General features: G+C 65.6%; 18 protein-coding genes. 4 read left to right on the forward strand and 14 right to left on the reverse strand.

Annotation, left to right across the window (positions count from 1 at the left end):
• Positions 1–3: 3 nt before the first annotated feature.
• Positions 4–1,353 (reverse strand): HD domain-containing phosphohydrolase, encoded by a 1,350-nt coding sequence (locus SZ55_RS00160; protein ID WP_152644403.1) that lies wholly within the window; start codon positions 1,351–1,353, stop codon positions 4–6.
• On the reverse strand, positions 1,346–2,632 hold the full coding sequence (locus tag SZ55_RS00165; protein WP_236692368.1) for an ATP-binding protein: 1,287 nt from the start codon (positions 2,630–2,632) through the stop codon (positions 1,346–1,348). Before SZ55_RS00165 ends, SZ55_RS00160 begins: the two co-directional genes overlap by 8 nt.
• Before the next feature lie 120 nt (positions 2,633–2,752).
• Here SZ55_RS00165 and SZ55_RS00170 point away from each other — a divergent pair, with 120 nt between their 5' ends.
• Entirely contained in the window at positions 2,753–3,430 is a 678-nt protein-coding gene (locus SZ55_RS00170) for a DUF6901 family protein (RefSeq protein WP_052807490.1), read from the forward strand.
• Here the strand turns inward: SZ55_RS00170 and SZ55_RS00175 are convergent.
• From SZ55_RS00175 to SZ55_RS00195, 5 genes are all read right to left on the reverse strand, one after another.
• On the reverse strand, positions 3,415–4,749 hold the full coding sequence (locus SZ55_RS00175) for an ATP-binding protein (protein ID WP_044399442.1): 1,335 nt from the start codon (positions 4,747–4,749) through the stop codon (positions 3,415–3,417). The two genes, SZ55_RS00170 and SZ55_RS00175, sit on opposite strands and share 16 nt — an antisense overlap.
• Before the next feature lies 1 nt (position 4,750).
• Positions 4,751–5,353 carry a chemotaxis protein CheC gene (locus SZ55_RS00180; protein ID WP_201774854.1) on the reverse strand — a complete coding sequence of 201 codons (603 nt, stop codon included), beginning with the start codon at positions 5,351–5,353 and terminating at the stop codon, positions 4,751–4,753.
• Positions 5,353–5,712 carry a response regulator gene (locus tag SZ55_RS00185; protein WP_044399448.1) on the reverse strand — a complete coding sequence of 120 codons (360 nt, stop codon included), beginning with the start codon at positions 5,710–5,712 and terminating at the stop codon, positions 5,353–5,355. The genes SZ55_RS00180 and SZ55_RS00185 overlap by 1 nt, the downstream gene beginning before the upstream one ends.
• Positions 5,713–5,855: 143 nt before the next feature.
• Complete coding sequence (locus SZ55_RS00190) at positions 5,856–6,245, reverse strand: nuclear transport factor 2 family protein (protein ID WP_044399456.1); 390 nt, start codon at positions 6,243–6,245, stop codon at positions 5,856–5,858.
• A gap of 10 nt (positions 6,246–6,255) precedes the next feature.
• The gene (locus SZ55_RS00195) at positions 6,256–6,957 is read right to left on the reverse strand and encodes a DsbA family protein (RefSeq protein ID WP_044399462.1); all 702 of its coding nucleotides are present in this window, start codon (positions 6,955–6,957) and stop codon (positions 6,256–6,258) included.
• Between the two features lie 232 nt (positions 6,958–7,189).
• Between SZ55_RS00195 and SZ55_RS00200 the strand changes: the two genes are divergently transcribed.
• Complete coding sequence (locus SZ55_RS00200; protein ID WP_044399465.1) at positions 7,190–7,744, forward strand: hypothetical protein; 555 nt, start codon at positions 7,190–7,192, stop codon at positions 7,742–7,744.
• Between the two features lie 69 nt (positions 7,745–7,813).
• Here SZ55_RS00200 and SZ55_RS00205 read toward each other — a convergent pair whose 3' ends face one another.
• The 4 genes from SZ55_RS00205 to SZ55_RS00220 all read right to left on the reverse strand — a co-directional run bounded on the left by SZ55_RS00205 (position 7,814) and on the right by SZ55_RS00220 (position 11,692).
• Positions 7,814–8,122: a YgaP family membrane protein gene (locus tag SZ55_RS00205; protein ID WP_044399468.1), complete on the reverse strand. Its 309-nt coding sequence runs from the start codon at positions 8,120–8,122 to the stop codon at positions 7,814–7,816.
• 131 nt (positions 8,123–8,253) lie between these two features.
• Entirely contained in the window at positions 8,254–8,505 is a 252-nt protein-coding gene (locus tag SZ55_RS00210) for a hypothetical protein (RefSeq protein WP_044399471.1), read from the reverse strand.
• A 151-nt stretch (positions 8,506–8,656) separates the two neighbouring features.
• The gene (locus tag SZ55_RS00215) at positions 8,657–10,735 is read right to left on the reverse strand and encodes an LTA synthase family protein (RefSeq protein ID WP_044399475.1); all 2,079 of its coding nucleotides are present in this window, start codon (positions 10,733–10,735) and stop codon (positions 8,657–8,659) included.
• Positions 10,736–10,984: 249 nt separating this feature from the next.
• Positions 10,985–11,692 carry a lipoate--protein ligase family protein gene (locus tag SZ55_RS00220; protein ID WP_044399478.1) on the reverse strand — a complete coding sequence of 236 codons (708 nt, stop codon included), beginning with the start codon at positions 11,690–11,692 and terminating at the stop codon, positions 10,985–10,987.
• 239 nt (positions 11,693–11,931) lie between these two features.
• Between SZ55_RS00220 and SZ55_RS00225 the strand changes: the two genes are divergently transcribed.
• Both SZ55_RS00225 and SZ55_RS00230 read left to right on the forward strand, forming a co-directional pair.
• On the forward strand, positions 11,932–13,110 hold the full coding sequence (locus tag SZ55_RS00225; RefSeq protein WP_044399480.1) for an HPP family protein: 1,179 nt from the start codon (positions 11,932–11,934) through the stop codon (positions 13,108–13,110).
• 97 nt (positions 13,111–13,207) lie between these two features.
• A complete protein-coding gene (locus SZ55_RS00230) occupies positions 13,208–15,154 on the forward strand; it encodes an isoleucyl-tRNA synthetase (protein WP_044399482.1) in 1,947 nt (648 codons plus the stop codon).
• Positions 15,155–15,163: 9 nt separating this feature from the next.
• Here the strand turns inward: SZ55_RS00230 and SZ55_RS00235 are convergent, their stop codons facing one another.
• The 3 genes from SZ55_RS00235 to SZ55_RS27815 all read right to left on the reverse strand — a co-directional run bounded on the left by SZ55_RS00235 (position 15,164) and on the right by SZ55_RS27815 (position 17,568).
• Positions 15,164–16,027, reverse strand: a complete 864-nt coding sequence (locus SZ55_RS00235) for a LysR family transcriptional regulator (protein ID WP_044399492.1) — start codon at positions 16,025–16,027, stop codon at positions 15,164–15,166.
• 331 nt (positions 16,028–16,358) lie between these two features.
• Positions 16,359–16,796 (reverse strand): hypothetical protein, encoded by a 438-nt coding sequence (locus SZ55_RS00240; RefSeq protein WP_052807491.1) that lies wholly within the window; start codon positions 16,794–16,796, stop codon positions 16,359–16,361.
• Positions 16,797–16,986: 190 nt separating this feature from the next.
• On the reverse strand, positions 16,987–17,568 hold the full coding sequence (locus SZ55_RS27815; protein WP_152644405.1) for a hypothetical protein: 582 nt from the start codon (positions 17,566–17,568) through the stop codon (positions 16,987–16,989).
• Positions 17,569–17,640: the final 72 nt, after the last annotated feature.

Here is a 17,640-nt window from a genome sequence, read left to right on the forward strand (position 1 = left end):
GCATCACTCCAGGTGAGCGCGGGGCTTGGCCGCTTCAGGCTCACGGACGAACAAGGTGTAGGAAGCCGATTCGATGCCTTCGAAGGCAATCAGCTTGCGGATCAGCAGGTCCGAGAGGACCTTGCCTTCGTTGAGCAGCAACATGCCGTTGTCGGCGTGGAGGTTGCGCGCCAGCACCATGCCGGGCTCCAGCTGCCGGGTGTCCACCGCCCGCACGCCCGGGTCGCCGATGGTGACGTCGGGCATGACCGTGGAGCAGATGGTGATGAAGCGTTCCACCAGCCCCGGGTCGTAGAGCCGCTCGGCGTACTTGCGGATGAACAGCAGGGCTTCGTCGCGGTTGAGGCGGCGCTCCAGCACCAGGCCGCATTGCAGTTCGACGAAGTCCACCGCCAGCTTGAGCATGCGCGAGCCCAGGGGGATGTCGTTGCCCCGCAGGTGGTCGGGGAAGCCGGAGCCGTCCCAGCGCTCCTGGTGGTGGCGGATCAGGCGGGCGGCGTCGTGCAGCGGCTCCAGGGCCATCAGCACCGATTCGCTCTGAGAGGGGTAGCGCCGGTAGAGGTCACGGTCCTTGCTGTGCATCAGGTCCGAGGGGCCGGTGATCAGCGCATCCGGCAGGCTCAGCTTGCCGATGTTGTAGAGGGCGGCGGCCATGCTCAGGTCGCGGGCCTGGTCCTCGGGCATGCCGAGGTCGGCGGCGAAGGCGCGGATCAGGGCGATGATCTGCTGGTTGGTCTGTTTCTCCCGGGGCAGGCGCTGGTTGACCAGCAGGGAGAACACTTCGGTGCTGAGCACGTAGCTGCGGCGCAGCTCCTCGTAGGCGAGGTCGAGCATGTCGGCCGTCTGCTGCAGCTCGGCGGTGCGCGCCTGGACGCGCTTCTCGAGGTTCTCGTTGAGGCTCTTGAGCTGCTGGTTCTGCTCCTGGGTCAGTCGCTGCAGGCGCTCGCGCTCACGCTCGGCGAACTGGTAGGCCAGGGCCTGGCGGATGGTCAGCAGCAGTTCTTCGTCGTTCCAGGGCTTGCTCAGGTAGCGGTAGATCTGCCCTTCGTTGATGGCGGTGATGATGGTGTTGATGTCGGCATAGCCGGTGAGCAGCACGCTCATGCAGCCCGGGTCACGCTTGTGGATCTCGGCCAGCAGCGTGGCGCCGTCCATGCCGGGCATGCGTGCGTCGGACACCACCAGGTCGATGGGCTGGGCCTCGAACAGCTGCAGTGCCTCGTCACCGCTGTGGGCCATGACCAGGTCGTAGGGCTGTCCCCGGAGCAACCGTCGGAGGCTGTTGAGGATGTTCTCCTCGTCGTCGACGAGCATGACGCGCGGGCGCGGCAGGCTGTCTTGTACGTCAGTCATGGTGTGCTCCTCCACGGGTTTCTCCCTGGTGGATCGGCAGGCGGATACGGAAGGTCGAGCCCTGGCCCACCTCGCTGGTGACGGTGAGGCTGCCGCCGTGCTTCTCCACGATGCTGAACGATAGCGCGAGTCCCAGCCCGGTGCCCTTGCCGACGGGTTTGGTGGTGAAGAACGGGTCGAAGATCTGCATCAGCTGACTCTCGGGGATGCCGCAACCGCTGTCGCTGACCTCGATCAGCACTTCGTCGCCGATGCGCTCGGTGTGGATGACGATGTGCCCGAAGCTCTCGATGGACTGGGCGGCGTTGACCAGCAGGTTCATCACCACCTGGTTGATCTGTGCGGGTATGCATTCCACCAGCGGCAGGTCGCCGAAGTCGCACACCACCTCGGCCTTGTACTTGATCTCGTTGTTGACCACGTTGAGGGTGCTGCGGATGCCATCGTGCAGGTCGGCGGGCACGAAGCGCTCGTCCCCGCTGTGGGAGAAGTCACGCAGCGAGGAGATGATGCGTTTGACCCGCTCCACGCCATCGGCGGACTCGCTCAGCAGCCCGTTGATGTCGTCGCGAATGAAGTCGTAGTCGAACTGGCTCTTCAAGCGCTCCAGCTCCAGGCCGCCCCACTCGCTCATCTGGTCCACCAGTTGCAGCAGTTGCTGCACATAGCCCACCAGGGTCTTGAGGTTGCTGGCGACGAAGCCCACCGGGTTGTTGATCTCGTGGGCCACACCGGCGGCGAGCTGGCCGATGGCGGCCATCTTCTCCGACTGCAGCAGCTGGCGATTGGCGGCCTGCAGCTTGATGCTCAGCTCGTGCAGCTCGCCATGCTTGCTGCGCAGTGCGATCAGGGCATGCTGCAGCGCCGGGTTGGCCGCCGCGCGGCTGCTGTCGAAGATCGCCAGGCCGTAGATCGCCTCGCCGGGGTCGGACTCGATGCGGTACAGCAGGGTGGCCTGGAGCATCGGCAGCGGTGTCGGCTCGTCATCGTCCGGCTGGGTGCTGAGCAGGATCAGGTAGGGCTGGTCGTGCCAGATGGTCTGCACCGGCTGGCCGCCCTGCCGGATCTGGTCGAAAAGACCGTGCCAGCGCGGCGTGTCGACTTCGGGGAAGGCCTCCACCAGGTGCATGCCGACGATGCCGGAGAGGTCACGCGAGCAGCGCTGGTGGATGAAGGGGTTGCAGTAGAGGACCCGTTGCGACCCGTCCAGCAGCAGGAAGCCGGCGGGGATCTGCTCCACCGCTGCGACCATCTGTTGCTGGAGAACCGTCGAGCTCATGGGAGAGCACCTGTTCACATCGGGCCTAAGCTGAGTATAGGCACGCGGATTGTAGATGATGGCAATTTGACGTCAGGCTACTGTCACTTCGTCGGAAACCGTTTCACGCCGGGAGGTCCCATGCACGCGACGAATTCCCTAGCGCACTACCACCTGACGTTCGAGGACGGTGCCGAAGTGTCGCTGGAGGCGCCCTCCCCCCAGCCGGACCCCGCCCCGGAATGGGCGCGGCTGGAACACTGCCAGTGTCGCAACTGCCCCCTGCGTGCCGAGGTCACTCCGTACTGCCCCTTTGCCCTGGCCCTGACGGCGCCCTTGCGTGCACTGGAGGGAAGGCGCTCGTTCGACATGGTGAGAGTGAGCATAGACTGGCACGGCCGCCACCTGGAGCAGGTGACCTCACTGCAGCGGGTGCTCAGCTCGCTGATCGGCCTGATCGGTGCAACCTCGGGATGCCCGCGCACCCGGCTGCTGGCCCCGATGGCGCACTTCCACCAGCCCTTCAGCGGTGCGGGGGAGACCCTGTTCCGGGCCTTGGGCACCTATTTCATCGGGCAGTACCTGCGTCAACGGCATGGAATGAGCGCGAACTACGACATCGACGGCCTTCTGGCGATGTACCGGGCCCTACGCGAGGTGAACCTGGGATTGGCCGAGCGCCTGCGCTCCGCCAGTCGCGCGGAACAGAGCGTCAATGGCCTGGTGCTGCTGGATGTGCTGGCAGCCGAAACCCTTGAGAACCTGCAATCACCGGAGGAGATGCTGGGCGAGCTGTTCGCGCCCTACCTGGAGACCTGAGGCGAGGCTGGCAGCTCGCCGGGGGGCTGGCGCACCGGTAGCACGACGCGGAAGCAGGCCCCGCCCTCGGCAGGCGACGTCACGCTGAGCGTGCCGTGGTGGCGCTCGATGATGTTGTAGGAAACCGACAACCCGAGCCCGGTGCCCTTCCCCACCGGCTTGGTGGTGAAGAAGGGTTCGAAGATGCGCCGCCGGAGGTCTTCCGGCACACCGGGTCCATCATCCTGGATGTCGATGAACACCGCGTCGCCCTGGGTGCCGGTGGTGAGGGTGATGGTGCCGTGATCGACGATGGCCTGGGCGGCATTGACGATCAGGTTGAGGAACACCTGGTTGATCTGCGAGGCGATGCATTGCACCGGCGGCAGCTGGCCGTAGTGCTTGACCACCTTGGCCTTGAACTTGATCTCGTTCCAGATGACGTTCAGCGTGCTGTCCAGCCCATGGTGCAGGTCGGCCATCTGCCACTCGCCGTTGTCCACGTGGGAGAAATCCCGCAGGTCCTTGACGATGCGCTTGACCCGCTCCAGCCCATCGCAGGACTCGTTGAGCAGGATCGGCGTGTCCTCGCGCAAGAAGTCGTAATCGGCGGCCTGCTTCAACGCCCGGCACTCGCTCACCAGGGCCGGATCGCCACAGGTCTCGATCTTCGCTTGCAAGCCGTCCACCAGCCCCATGAGCTGCTCCAGGTAACCGCGCAGGCTGTTGAGGTTGGAATAGACGAAGCCCACCGGGTTGTTGATCTCGTGGGCCACACCGGCGGCAAGCTGGCCGATGGCGGCCATCTTCTCCGATTGCAGCAGTTGCGCCTGGGCCTCTTCCAGGCGGCGGATCAACTGCGCCTGTTGCTCCTTCTCCACTTCCAGCAGGGCATTGAGGCGCTCCAGATCCTGCTGGCGGGCGGCGGTGTCGGTAGCATCGGCAACGGTGATGCACACCGCCGCCGGTTCGCCCTGCTCGTTCTCCAGGGGGAAGAAGGTGCAGTTCTGGTACATGCTCGACAGCTGGCTGGTGATCGGCCGGGTGCCACCGAAGGGGAACAGGTGCGGGCGCTGCTGCCAGGTGGTGAAGGCCAGGTTGCGCAGGGTCAGTACCCCGCGCACCTTCTGCCGCAACCAGCGCTCGGGCAGCTCGGGAAACAGCTCGAACAGCGAGCGTCCGACCGCATCCTCCGGCATGCGCCCACCGTGGATGACCATGAAGCGGTTCCAGAACAGCACGCGGCAATCCGCGTCCACCACCAGTACCCCCAGGTTGATGTTCTCCAGCACGGTTTCCAGCACCGAGGAGGACGGACCCGGGGAGCCTGGGGCGCTCATGTCACAGCTCGCTCAGCAACCGGTCGATGACCGCCAGCACGCTGCCCACCGTCTCCTCGGCGATGCACAGCAGCAGGTCACAGCTGAACTCGCAGGCCTCGACCTCGAAGCGGATCTCCATGATCAGCGCCCGATGGTCCTGCAGGGACTTGGCGCCCAAGGCGTCCTGAAAGGACGCGTGGCGAGAGAACACCGAGGGGGCGCCATAGCTCACCGGGATCTCGAACTGCTGTGCGAGGCTGTTGATGCAGGCGCCACTGAGGATGTTGGTGACGTCGAGCATCAATTCCTCGCGCTGCTGGGTGTCGTGCTCGTCATAGCCCATCAGGTCGGCAAGCTGATCCGCACCGTGGCAGCCGAAGCAGACGAACGCCTCGCCGCGCATCTGCCCGAGGAAGGACTGGCGGGTGACGTCCACGACACCATCGCCACCGAGCGCATCAGGAACCTGGGCATCGCTGAGGCTGAAGGCGCTGTGGATGCGGGGCACCGAGAGCACCACGAAGGTGTCGGTCAAGCGTGCCAACTGGTCGGCGGCCTGTCCCATGGCCACGTTCATCAGCTCCTGCAGCGCGTCGCGCTGGTCCTCGGTGAGCATGTCCATTACACGACTCCGATTTCATGGAGAACAGCCTGCATCGCTTCGCTGGTGATCGGCTTCTTAATGAAGGCCGCCGCGCCCAGCTCCATCACCCGCTGCCGGGCCAGGGGCTGGATGTCGGCGCTGACCACGATGATGATGGCCTCCGCCTCGGACTTGCGCAGGCGCTCCAGGGTTTCGAAACCGTCCATCACCGGCATGGTCAGGTCGAGGAAGATGATCTCCGCCTGGCCGGCCTCGTAGGCGGCGAGCACTTCCTGGCCATTGGCGGCCTGGCTCACCTCCTCCGTCAGCAGCTCGGGGAGGGCTTTGAGCACCAGCTTGCGGGAAAGGCTGGAATCATCGGCTATCAGGACTTTCATACACGTGCCTCCAGTGGAGAGAGGTCCCTGTGAGTGAGCGTAGTCCAGCGATGTCATTTTGATGGCGTCAATCGTCGGACAGTCAGACCAATCCTCGTTGCTACCAGTGTGGCCGGCTTCGACGAATGCGCCACCCCGAGGCGTCAGGCCATGGCCTGGGCCACCCGCAGGGTGTCGGTGAACTGCTCGAAGGCCGTGATGCGGCCGCCTTCGAGTTGCCAGTGGTGGGCCACACGCGCCGCCATGGCCTTGCCGGTGGTGCGGTGCACGCCCCGGTAGGTGCCGATGCCGACGATGCTGGCACCGCCATCCACCAGGGCATCCAGTTCGAAGCGGTAGCCTTCCCAGTCCCGCGCCAGCACGCTGAACACCTGGGCCACCACCTCCTCCGGGCCGACCCAGGTGCCGGCACAGGGGAAGCCGTCCATCTCGGTCCAGCGCACATTGGACGCGACCTCCGCCAGCATGCCGGTCAGGTCGCCGCGTGCCGAAGCCTCGTAGTGGTCGGCAATGATCTGCAGGTTGCTCTTCATCGTTCTCACCTCACACGCAACCGTCGAGCCCGCAGCTCGGGCCATCCACCGCCTCGGCGACCGAGGCAGCCCCCTGCGCCTGGAGACGCTGGGCCAGCCACGCACGCCACTGGGCCGGCTGGCCGAGGAAGGCCGAGGCGTCCACCCGCTCGAAGCGGCCGTGCACTTCCAGCAGGAAGGACGGGAATCCGCTCAACCCATGGCGCGCCATCTGGCGACGGGCTTCGCTGATGTGCCCGGCCACGTCATGGGCCAGCGCCTGGTCGAGGGCGCTGCGGAACGCTTCCGGCTCCAGGCCGAGTTCAGCCGCCAGGGCCACCAGCACCGCCGCCTCGGCAATGCGTCGTCCCTCGCCGTAGTGGGCCACTTGCAGCAGCGCGAGCATGTCCAGGCCCTTGCCGGCCAGGGTGTCCGCCGCCAGCACGGCAGCGATGGCCGGCAGCGAGTCGAACACCGCCTCCGGGTCCCGCAGCAGCCCGTCCAGGTAGGCGTCGCCGAATACCTGGCCGGTCATCTGGGCGATGTGGCGGTCATGGGGCAGCACATGGCCCCGCCATTGCTCGCCGCCGTGCTGGCGGGCCGGGCCGGCGAGCATGCCGCCGCCGTGGGCGCGCACCGGCAGCACCGCGCGGGCAGCCGCCACCAGGGGCGCGGCGCCGTAGCACCAGCCGCAGAACGGGTCATGGAAGTAATGCAGGGTGGCAGTGGCCATGGGCACCTCCGAAATCGGGAAAGACGGCCTTCTGGCCGGGGTGCGCCACTGTATTGGCTCTGCTTCGGTAGATAAAACCCGAAAGGATCAAATGATTGTTGCAGCCACCGAGCAGGTGCAGCCTCTGTTCCCGGTATCGGCGAGGCTGTCACAGCGCGTGCACCTGGCTGTCATGTGGCCGTCACAGGACTCGGGCAGATTCGCGTCTCACCATTACCGGGGAGGAACCGCAATGCCCAACACCAAGACCTTCATCCGCAGCTTCAGCCTGGCCCTGGTGGCCGCGGCGCTCGGCGCCTGCGCCACCCAGCCGGCCGCGCCGGCCAAGGTGGAGGCCCTGAACAACGAGGACTGGTACCAGATCCGTACCGAGAAGGAACTGTTCGTCTTCGACGACTACGCCACCTACCGCAACTACGTCGCCAACGGTGCCGCCCCCGTGCGCAAGGACACCGGCAAGCAGGACGGTTTCGGTCGCGAGATCATCCTGGTGCTCAAGGCCGAGGACCAGGGCAAGGAAGCCAAGACCAGCGCCCAGCGTTTCCTGGATGTCAGCCTGCCGCCGGCCCAGCCCTTCTACGGCGAGCTGCGCGACGAAGACGGCATCATCTACGTGTTCAGCCGCTACGGCGACATGATGGACATGTACAAGATCGGCGAGCCCACCTTCAGCTACGTCGACATCGGCGGCGGCCCCGATGGCCAGCGCGTGGTGTACGTGCTGATCAAGGAAGAGCCCAAGCCCGAGAAGCTGATCGCCCAGTTCCGTCGCAACTACGGCAAGTAAGCACCCACCAGAGGTGTAACGGCAGCGCCCTGGCGCTGCCGTTTTCGTTTCCGGCCCTGGAGGCCGCCATCACCCTTTCGCTTGTGCCTTCTCCCAGGCTGCCAGCTTGCCGGCGGCTTCCTCGATGCGAGCCCGCAGTGCCTCCAGCTCTGAATGGCGCTCGGCGATCACCCGCTTGACCGGGCAGTGACCGCTCAGACCCCGCGCCAGCACCACGGAGCCCAGGGCGGCGCGCAACCAGCCTGCCGGCCCACCCCGGTGCACGCCGGAACCCAGCATGGCCACGCCGGTGCCGATGCAGAACATCCGCTCCCAGCCCTGCACGTTGCCGGCATCAGGGGTGGCGGTATCACGGGATTGCGGCTCGAAAGCGACCATGGTCGATCCTCCTGGCCCGGGCAAAGTCATGCCGGGCGGTTGTCCAGACAGGCAGCACCGGCGAATCCGGCGCCCTCCTTCTCAACGACCGCCCGAAGCCCGTTCCGGTTCAGGCAACGGGACGAAGCGCCTCAGCCGAGGCGCATGCCCTGGTCCAGGCTGCGGTCCACCAGCCAGCGGCCGTGGGCGATGGATGCGCGGCGGGCGTTGTCCTCCTCGGCCAGGAAGGCGGCATCGGCGGGCAACGGGATACGTCGGGTGCGGTGGCCGTCCGGCGCGGTGATGTGCACCCCGCCGGCCCAGGGGGTAGGAATGCCGGGGTGCTCGATAAGGTGGGCGGTGATCACATGGTCACGGTAGGTGCAGTGGTTGCTGGCGTTCATGGCGCGGCCTCCTCTGGGGCGGAAGGCCCGGTGGAGCCTTCCCGGTGGGTCCGGCGCCGGGTGGACGCCGGACCTTCACCTTAGGCCCGCCCGCGCGCTGAACGCGCGGCAACCGACGAAGCGCACAGGCAGGTCGTTTGGCAACGGCCGGCTAGCGCTTCGGGTCCTCCAGGCCGGCGGTATTGCCCTGCAGGCTCTTGGTGGCCACTTGCAGGAAGGCTTCCAGGCGCTCGCTCAGGGCCTTGACCGCTGCCGGGTCCTCGATGCGGCCGGTGTTCTGGCCTTCGCTGTTGAGCTGATAGCGGAACAGCTGCGGCTCGCCACCACGGGGCTGCATCAGCACGCGGTCACCGCTGACGATGGCCACGGTCTGGTCGCTGCCGGAGGGCTTGATCACACCGAAGCCCTTGTCCTCCGGCGCCAGGCTGAGCAGGTCGCGGCCCCAGCACTGATGGCGGGTCTCGCCCCCCAGGCGGCCCATGATGGTGGGCACGATGTCGACCTGGCTGCCCACCACGTCGGTGCGCGCGCCGAATTTCTCCTGGATACCGGGGCCGATCAGCAGCAGCGGCACGTTGAAGCGGTACAAGTCCATATCGGTGAGCTGCTCGGGCGCGCCGAAACCATGGTCGCCCACCACCACGAACAGGGTGTCCTTGTAGTACGGCGACTGCTTGGCCTTCTCGAAGAACTGCCCCAGGGCCCAGTCGGAGTAGCGCATGGCCGTCAGGTGCTCGTCGCCGGAGCCGAAGCCGGTCACAGCCGGTACCGGCAGCGGGTTGGGCAGCGCATAGGGCGTGTGGTTGGAGAGGGTCTGCAGCAACGCGTAGAAGGGCTTCTTGCCGTAGTTGTCACGCAGCTCTTGGGCGGCGCGGTCGAACATGTCCTGATCGGAGGCGCCCCAGGTGGGGTCGAACACCACCGGGTTGACGAAGTCATTGCGCCCGATGAAGTTGCGCATGCCCTGGTTGCCGAAGAACCCCATCTGGTTGTCCCAGCCGAAATCACCGTTGTAGACGTACAGGTCGTCGTACTGGCGGGCGCTCAGCAGCTGCGGCAGGCCGGTGAACTTGTGGGTCCCCTCCTGCTGCTCCATCAGGTACTCGTAGCCCGGCAGGTTGGGGAAGCAGGCCATGGTGGCGAACATGCCCTGGTGGGTGTGGGTGCCGTTGGAGAAGAAACGGGTGAACAGCAGCCCTTCCTTGCTCAGGCGGTCGAAGTTCGGGGTGATGTCGCCCTTGCCACCCAGCGCGCCGACATAGTGGCCGGCGAAGCTCTCCATCAGGATCACCACCACGTTGCGGATCGGCAGGGTGCGCTCGGCCTCGGGCGTCAGCACACGGCGCACGGCAGCGGTGGCCGGATCCACCAGGCGATCCTGCGGGGTCAGCAGCATCTCGCGCACCACCGAGAGCGCCTGCTCATCCGGCAGGGTGGCCTTCCAGACGTTCTCGTTGGTCTCCGAGAAGCGCGCCTGGGCGGCGTTGACCAGCATCAGCGTGCCGTTCAGGCCCAACTGGTTGGCGAAGGCCGAATCCGTGGTATTGGCATCCCCCCAGCGCAGCGGCGGGCCCTGGCGCAGGGTGCCACGGGCGGCGACCACGGCCAGCACCAGGCACAGGCCGAACACGCCGACACGCACGTACCAGGGCGCTACACGGCTGCGCCCGCCCAGGCTGGGCGAGGCCTCAAGCGCGGCACCGGCGGGCCGGGTGGCGCGATCCAGGCGCTTGAACAGCCTGAACAGCAGCCAGGTCACCAAGGCCCACGCCAACAGGTAGCGCACCACCGGGAAACCGTACCAGAGCATGCTCATCACGGTCTTCGGGTCCTGGCTCATGTACTGGAACACCAGGCTGTTCAGGCGCTGGTGGAACTCGCGGTAGAAGTCCAGTTCCAGGATGCCGAAGAACAGCGTCAGGCTGGCGAACACCGTCAGCCAGGCCAGGTGCAGCCGGCGCAGCGACATGGCCGTGACGAAGGGGATGGACAGCAGCAGCGGCGCCAGGGCGTAGATGGTCAGGCGCAGGTCGAAACGGAAGCCGTTGATGAAGGCCTCGACGAAGGTCGAGGCCGGGGTGCTGCCGATCAGTTCGCGGTTGTAGATCAGCAAGGCCCCGCGCAGCAGCGTATAGAGAACCAGGAAGACCAGGCCGGAATAGACGGTGAAGGCCAGGTGACTGCGCAGCGTGGGGCGATACGGCCCGATCGGGCTACGGCTTGAGCTCATGGGGGCGGTGTCCATCCATCGAGAGAATGCGAACGGGCCCGGCGGGTTGGGTGAAGGCGTCACGCGCAGTGGCTGGCAGGAACCCATGCGGCGCCGTCCTGGCGGTTGTAGCGGATGCTCCGAGCGGGTCCGGCACAGCGGCGGCGGGTGCGGCGCCTTCAGGCAGCCTGCAGTGCGGGCACTGGGGAGCGGCGATGATAGTGCCTACCCGGTGGGGGCTGGGAAGGCCCTGAAGCAACTTTTTTCACATCAGGCTTCCGGCAGGGCAACTCCGCCTTCCGCCAGCGTCCGCCGCATACCGGGCAACAAGGTCGACAGGGCATCCCAGGGACGCTCCAGCTGTTCGGCCAAACCCACGTGGCTCGCGGCCTCGCAGCGATCCGGCAGGCCACACCCCGCATAGAAGGCATTGACCACCGCCACCATCGCTTCACGCTCGTTCTCCACCAGCATCGCCCCGTGCACCAGCACCACGTGGCGCCCGTCCTGGCTGCGGCGGCGCCAGCGCTGGGCCGTCCCCACCAGTTTGCGTGGGCCCAGCCGCACGTTGTAGCGCCCATCGCAGAAGGCCCCGGGCACCTCGCCGATGCCCGGCTCCAGCCCCTGCCCCGCCAGCCAGTCACACAAGGGGCGGCACAGGCGCAGGTAGGCGGTCTCGATCCGGGTCAGCTCGCTCTCCCCGGTCGGCACCGCATAGGCCAGGGCGATGTTCAGCACGCCAGGTGACTGCGGCACCGGCTCGCCGCCGGTATCCCGCAGCGAGACCGGCCAGTCCAGCGCCTCGCAGCGCGCCCGCGCCGCTTCGAAGCCGGGCAGGCGGCTCATGCGCACGGGCATCACCAGGGCACGGCCCAACGGCCGCCAGAGCAGTACGCCCGCGTCCCGTTCCCCTCGGTGCACCTGCTCCAGCAGCGCACGCTCCGCTGCCAACCCCGCCTCCACGTCCAGCCGCTGCATCACGCCCCTCCTCTATCTGGTTCGCATCGCATGCTACGCCGCCACGGCTCGCCTTGCCGGGCATTTGAATTCAAAAAAACTGCACTCAAGCTGCAATAACATTCATTGGCAGCGATGGATCACGCCCCCGTAGGATGCGCCCCGTTCGCCTCGTCGCGCTCCGGCGAGGCCACCGATCCCGCGCACGCAGTGGGACTTCCCTGGGGGCCGCTCCGGCCCCCTTTTTTACGAGACTCGTCATGCCCCCGGAAAGTCGCTGGCGCCGCTGGTCCAGGCGCCTCGCCCCCGTCCCCCGTAGCGCACCGCCCACCGAATGGCTGCGCGCCTCCCTTGGTGCCTGCGTCGGCCTGGCCCTGTGCTGCCTGGTCACCAGCCACCTGTTCAGCCTCGACGTCACCCTGCGCCTGGCCGCGCCCCTGGGCGCCAGTTCGCTGCTGCTGTTCGCCGTCTCCAGCAGCCCCCTGGCCCAGCCCTGGTCGGTGTTGCTCGGCAACCTGGTGGCGGCCCTGGTGGGCACCGCCTGCGGCCTGTGGATCGACCACACGGTGCTGGCCGCCACCCTGAGCATGGCCTTCACCGTCCTGGCCATGTACAGCCTGCGCTGCCTGCACCCGCCGGGCACCGCCCTGGCGGTGGCCGTGGCCCTGGGCGGCCCGGCATTCGAAGCCCTGGGCTTCGGCGTGGCCTGGCCGGTGCTGATGGGCTCGGCGGTGCTGATCATCAGCGCCCTGGCCTACAACCGCCTGACCCGCGGCGCCCTGGTCAACGCCCCGGCGCAACCGCGCAACGACAGCCACCTCACGGACGACCCGCTGCCCAGCGAGCGGGCCGGCTTCGCCGAAGCCGACCTCGACCAGGCCCTGGCGGACTTCGGCGAGTTCGTCGACATCACCCGCGACGACCTCGAACGCCTGCTGCGCCAGACCGAACGGGTCGCCCTGCGACGCGGCATGGGCCGGGTCACGGCCGAACACATCATGTCCCGCGACCTGCGCACCCTGTCCCCCGATGCGAGCCTCGCCGACGCCTGGAAGCTGTTCCGCCAGCATCGCATCAAACTGCTGCCGGTGCTGGACGCCGACGGCGCCCTGGTGGGCGTGGTCACCCCCACCGACCTGCTGCACCACGGCCATCGCGACCCGTCCGTCTCGCTGCTCGCCCGCCTGCGCCCGCAGCAGGTACGCGTGCGCCAGCTGATGACGCGGGAGGTGCGCAGCGTGCGCCCCGGCACCGACATCGGCGCCCTGGTTTCCCTGCTCTCCGACCAGGGCCTGCACGGCCTGCCCGTGCAGGACGAACAAGGCCGACTGGTGGGCCTGGTGACCCAGAGCGACCTCATCGGCGGGCTCTACCGGCACTGGTTGAAGGATGCGACCCCAGCGCCGCTGACACACGGGGCATCACGCAAGTCCGCCTGACCACGGCACCCGGGTGGCTCGATGCGGTCCAAGCGGCGATGAATACGCCACTTCGCTGGCGTACTATGCCCAACCGCTCTCCGAAACCGTGGTACCGATGCCTGCCGATGCTCCCCTGACCGCCCTGCCCACCGTCCTGGCCGGCCCCCTGCTGCGCCGCGCCGAGCCCCGGCGCCTGGTGTTCTGGCTGGTGGCCACGCGCCCGTTGCAACCCGTCCTGCTGCTGGAGGCCGACGGCCAGGCCCAGCACCACAGCCTGGACGCCCGGCAATGCCGCATCCTTGCGGTGGGCCGGCACGCGCATGTGCACCTGATCGACCTGCGACTGGTGGCGCCCCTGCCCCAGGACACGCCCATCGCCTACGACCTGCTGATCGACGGCCAGGGCATTGCCGAGTGGGCGCCGCACTTGCTCTACGGCGAGGCCACCCGGCCTGACTTCGTGCTGCGCTCGCGCATCGACCACCTGCTCCACGGCTCCTGCCGCAAGCCTCATCACCCTGCCCCCGACGGGCTGCTCTGCGCTGACCGCCTGCTGGCCGAAAAGCCCCTGCCGGAACAACGCCCGGCGCTGCTCATGCTCAGCGGGGACCAGATCTACGCCGACGACGTGGCCGGGCCGATGCTGTGCGCCATCCACTCGCTCATCGAGCGCCTGGGCCTTTACGGGGAGTACCTGGAGGGCGCCGTGGTGAGCGACAGCGAAGCGCTCTACCAGCACCCCGCCAGCTATTACCGGCGCGCCGACCTGCTGCCGGCCCTGGAGAGCAACGAAACCCTGCGCGCGCGCTTCTTCGGCGGCGCGCGCAAGCCGATCTTCACCAGCAGCAACGCCGAGAACCACCTCGTCACCCTCGCCGAGGTGCTGGCCATGTACCTGCTGGTCTGGTCGCCGGTGCCTTGGACGCTGGTGGCACCGCAGATGCCCGCACTCGGCACGTCCGAAGCGGAGCGCTACCACCTCGAAGCCACGCGCCTCGAAGGCTTCGTCGCCGGCCTGCCGGGCGTGGCGCGGGTGCTGGCGCACCTGCCGACGCTGATGATCTTCGACGACCACGACGTGACCGATGACTGGAACCTCTCCGCCCAGTGGGAGCAGACGGCCTACGGCCACCCCTTCTCCCGCCGCATCATCGGCAACGCCCTGCTCGCCTACCTGCTCTGCCAGGGCTGGGGCAACGACCCGGACGCCTTCGACGAGCTGCAGGATGACCTCGCCGCGCTGTGCGCCAGCCCTGATCCCCATGGCCGGCTGGACAGCACGCAGCTCGACGGCCTGATCGGCCGCCTGCTGGCCTTCAACGGCTGGCAGTACGAGCTGGACACCCAGCCGCCCCTGCGGGTGCTGGACACCCGCACCCGCCGCTGGCGCAGCGAGGTCGACCTCAAGCGGCCGTCCGGCCTGCTGGACTGGGAGGCCCTGTGCGAACTGCAACAGGCGCTGCTGGGGCACCCCTCGGCCATCGTCGTGTCCCCGGCCCCGGTGTTCGGCGTGAAGCTGATCGAGGCCGTGCAGCGGGTCTTCACCTGGCTCGGTCACCCGCTGCTGGTGGACGCGGAAAACTGGATGGCCCATCGCGGTGCCGCCCAGGTGATCCTCAACATCTTCCGTCACTCACGCACGCCGGGCAGCTACACCATCCTCTCCGGCGACGTGCACTACTCCTTCGTCTACCGCGTGCTCATCCGCCATCGCCAGCAGGGCCCGCAGATCTGGCAGATCACCAGTAGCGGCGTGAAGAACGAATTCCCCCACCGCCTGCTGGACCTGTTCGACCGCCTCAACCGCTGGCTCTACGCGCCCCGCTCGCCGCTCAACTGGTTCACCCAGCGCCGCCGCATGAAGGTGGTGCCCCACACACCGGCCCACAGCCGCGCGGGGGAACGCCTGTGGAACGGCGCCGGGTTGGGCCAGGTGTTCTTCGATGCCGAGGGGAGGCCGACGCGGGTGTTCCAGCTCAATGCCAACGGCACCGCACCCACCGAGTTCCTCGAAGACCGCGACGACGTCAGCGACGCCCATCCCCTCGCGCGGCGGGCCTGAMCCCGCCGCTCAGAGCACCGCATCCCAGCGCTGGGACCAGTCGATGTCGTCGGCCACCACCTCGCGCAGCACGCCGATGGCCTGCTGCAACAGCGCCGAATCACGGTCACGGGAATAAACGAGGTAGGTCGGGTAGGTGAACTCCGGCGCCCGCTCCACCCGCTCCAGCACGCCGCTGTCCAGATAGCTCTGCACCACCCGCGTGCGGAAATAGCCGGAGCCGCCGTTCTGCAGGATGAACTGCAGGGCCAGCGGCCCGAGGTTCACCGAAACCGCAGCCCGCGCCAGGTCAGGGAGCGCCGCATCGTGCTGCTGGCGGAAGCGCGGGCCCCAGTCCACCTGCACGTAGGGTTCGGGCGCACGGCTGGAACGGATCTGCACCAGCTTCTCCTCCAGCAGCAACTCCACCTGCATGCCCGGCCAGTACTCGGGCTGGTAGACCAGTGCCGCATCCAGCAGCCCCAGTTCGATCTGCTGCTGCAGGTGCTGGCCGGCGGCAACCTCCACCCGTACTGCGTGGGACGGAATCCGCTCACGCAGGCGGGTCATCCAGCCCAGCAACAGCGGGTTGCTCAGGCTCACCTCACCGCCGATGGCCAGCAGGTCGCGGTAGCCCTTGGGCAACGGCAGGTCACGCCGGGCGGCCTCCCAGGTCTTCACCAGTTGCGTGGCGTGCCCGACGAACACCTCCCCCTCCGGCGTCAACCGCGCCCCGGCCCGGTTGCGCACGAACAGCCGGCAGCCAAGCTGCCCCTCCAAGTTCTGCACCCGCGCGGTGATGGCAGTCTGGGTCACATGCAAACGCTCCGCCGCCGAGACGAAGCTGCCGCTGCGGGCGATTTCGAGAAAGGTACGTGCCAGGTCGATATCCATGGCAATCCCCGGGCTATTGAAGGGTGGCTATCTTAGCGGGTCGGGGATGGGAGTAGGCTCGCGAACCAAGCAATCACGCAGCCTGAAAACTTCAGCTTCATCAGACCCACTCGTCGTTCATTTCAGATTCGCACCGGGAAAAACATGGAAATGCGCAAATCTCTTATTACTAGCAAACGAAGACATCCCACTCATCACCAGCAATACATAGCCAAGACCCTAAAACCAGATTTTCGCCCACGCCATAGCCCACCCCTCTACTTCACGCCGAAAATCTCTTGACCACCCTGAGCCGTGTAGTCAAATGGAAAAATCAGGCCCTTCCGGTTCATCAGCCGTTCAGCCTCTCAAAAAAATCTTCCAAGATTCTTTTAACTGGCAGAGAAGCCTCACCTAATAAATATTCAGCCCTGGACGACAACTCTTCTCTTGTACGCCCATCCACTCCTGAAAGATCCAACATTCTTAGCGCATCAAAACAGCAAACCCGCAAATCCTCATCATCCGTACTGACAATACGCAGAATAACTTCAATCTCGTACAAGACCTTAAAATCGCCCAAGCACTCCACAAGCCTCTTCTTCCAGAACACGCCCTTATCTTTTAAATCATCCAGAAGCAGCTCCCAATCCCCCTTATCAAACTCCCTCAAAACATCAGCAGCCTCCAAAATCCCACAGTCATACCAATAATCACCGGGGTATCGCTCCAAAGAAAAATCAACTATGCAACCTTCAAGCTTTCCATACAAACCCTCAACCTGACTCATGTAATTTCGAACCTCCTTGTAACTTGAGCCCACGTAGTTTGATTGCCTCGCCATTCGAGATACAAGCTTTGCTCCTACGCCACCTCAAAGCTCTCGCAATGCAAAATTCGTCGTCAATCAACGATTACCCCCATTAAGTCGAGCCACCTGAAATAGACAACCAAAACACATCACCCCGCCACACCAAAAATCATAAAATACAAAAACTATTTAACTCACCCAAAACATCCTCCTCCAAGGCACTAAATTCACTAACAGAAAAATTGCTAACCCTATCAAACAGCTTGTGACAAACGAAGAGTTCACCACCATCTTCCAAGATCATCCTAAGACCAACCTCATTGGGCAAATCCCCATACATGACGTTCCGCGCCTTACACTTGACAACAAAAATTTTGACCACCTTCTTTCCGGAAACATCACGCCATATGCCACCACAGAACCGCCCATCATCGTTAGCAACTGGAAAAAATTCATCATTACTCTCAAGACTTTCCTCATGAAGATTTCCATTCACATCCTGCTCCAGCCAAACAACCACAGAATTTTTTGCTTCATCACTGGACATACCAACCACTTCACCAGATTCCAAATAAATGAGTAGCGGACCCTCTGTATAAGAGAAGACCTCAGAGTCTTCCAGATTGCACTCTATTGCCGACTCCTCAGGCGACCACCAACTGAAACGCGCCACCTTCCGTATTGGCGCCCCCATGATCAACCTCAAAACCTCTTGCGCTAAAGAAGGCACACTCTCACCACGAAGAATCATTACTCCCCCACTAAAGGCGACTTAATAGAATCAGAGCACTCTTTGGCAAAGGTCGCTCAACGCAGACTTTGA

Source organism: Pseudomonas sp. FeS53a, from assembly GCF_000931385.1.
Classification (GTDB): domain Bacteria; phylum Pseudomonadota; class Gammaproteobacteria; order Pseudomonadales; family Pseudomonadaceae; genus Metapseudomonas; species Metapseudomonas otitidis.

Excerpts from the sequence above, each read along its gene's own strand:
- SZ55_RS00220 (WP_044399478.1), bottom strand. The coding sequence starts at position 11,692 with ATGCAGCGGCTGGACGTGGAGGCGGGGTTGGCAGCGGAGCGTGCGCTG.
- SZ55_RS00215 (WP_044399475.1), bottom strand. The coding sequence starts at position 10,735 with ATGAGCTCAAGCCGTAGCCCGATCGGGCCGTATCGCCCCACGCTGCGC.
- SZ55_RS00205 (WP_044399468.1), bottom strand. The coding sequence starts at position 8,122 with ATGGTCGCTTTCGAGCCGCAATCCCGTGATACCGCCACCCCTGATGCC.
- SZ55_RS00180 (WP_201774854.1), bottom strand. The coding sequence starts at position 5,353 with ATGGACATGCTCACCGAGGACCAGCGCGACGCGCTGCAGGAGCTGATG.
- SZ55_RS00225 (WP_044399480.1), top strand. The coding sequence starts at position 11,932 with ATGCCCCCGGAAAGTCGCTGGCGCCGCTGGTCCAGGCGCCTCGCCCCC.
- SZ55_RS00160 (WP_152644403.1), bottom strand. The coding sequence starts at position 1,353 with ATGACTGACGTACAAGACAGCCTGCCGCGCCCGCGCGTCATGCTCGTC.
- SZ55_RS00165 (WP_236692368.1), bottom strand. The coding sequence starts at position 2,632 with ATGAGCTCGACGGTTCTCCAGCAACAGATGGTCGCAGCGGTGGAGCAG.
- SZ55_RS00190 (WP_044399456.1), bottom strand. The coding sequence starts at position 6,245 with ATGAAGAGCAACCTGCAGATCATTGCCGACCACTACGAGGCTTCGGCA.
- SZ55_RS27815 (WP_152644405.1), bottom strand. The coding sequence starts at position 17,568 with ATGATTCTTCGTGGTGAGAGTGTGCCTTCTTTAGCGCAAGAGGTTTTG.
- SZ55_RS00200 (WP_044399465.1), top strand. The coding sequence starts at position 7,190 with ATGCCCAACACCAAGACCTTCATCCGCAGCTTCAGCCTGGCCCTGGTG.
- SZ55_RS00230 (WP_044399482.1), top strand. The coding sequence starts at position 13,208 with ATGCCTGCCGATGCTCCCCTGACCGCCCTGCCCACCGTCCTGGCCGGC.
- SZ55_RS00210 (WP_044399471.1), bottom strand. The coding sequence starts at position 8,505 with ATGAACGCCAGCAACCACTGCACCTACCGTGACCATGTGATCACCGCC.
- SZ55_RS00235 (WP_044399492.1), bottom strand. The coding sequence starts at position 16,027 with ATGGATATCGACCTGGCACGTACCTTTCTCGAAATCGCCCGCAGCGGC.
- SZ55_RS00185 (WP_044399448.1), bottom strand. The coding sequence starts at position 5,712 with ATGAAAGTCCTGATAGCCGATGATTCCAGCCTTTCCCGCAAGCTGGTG.
- SZ55_RS00240 (WP_052807491.1), bottom strand. The coding sequence starts at position 16,796 with ATGAGTCAGGTTGAGGGTTTGTATGGAAAGCTTGAAGGTTGCATAGTT.
- SZ55_RS00175 (WP_044399442.1), bottom strand. The coding sequence starts at position 4,749 with ATGAGCGCCCCAGGCTCCCCGGGTCCGTCCTCCTCGGTGCTGGAAACC.
- SZ55_RS00195 (WP_044399462.1), bottom strand. The coding sequence starts at position 6,957 with ATGGCCACTGCCACCCTGCATTACTTCCATGACCCGTTCTGCGGCTGG.
- SZ55_RS00170 (WP_052807490.1), top strand. The coding sequence starts at position 2,753 with ATGCACGCGACGAATTCCCTAGCGCACTACCACCTGACGTTCGAGGAC.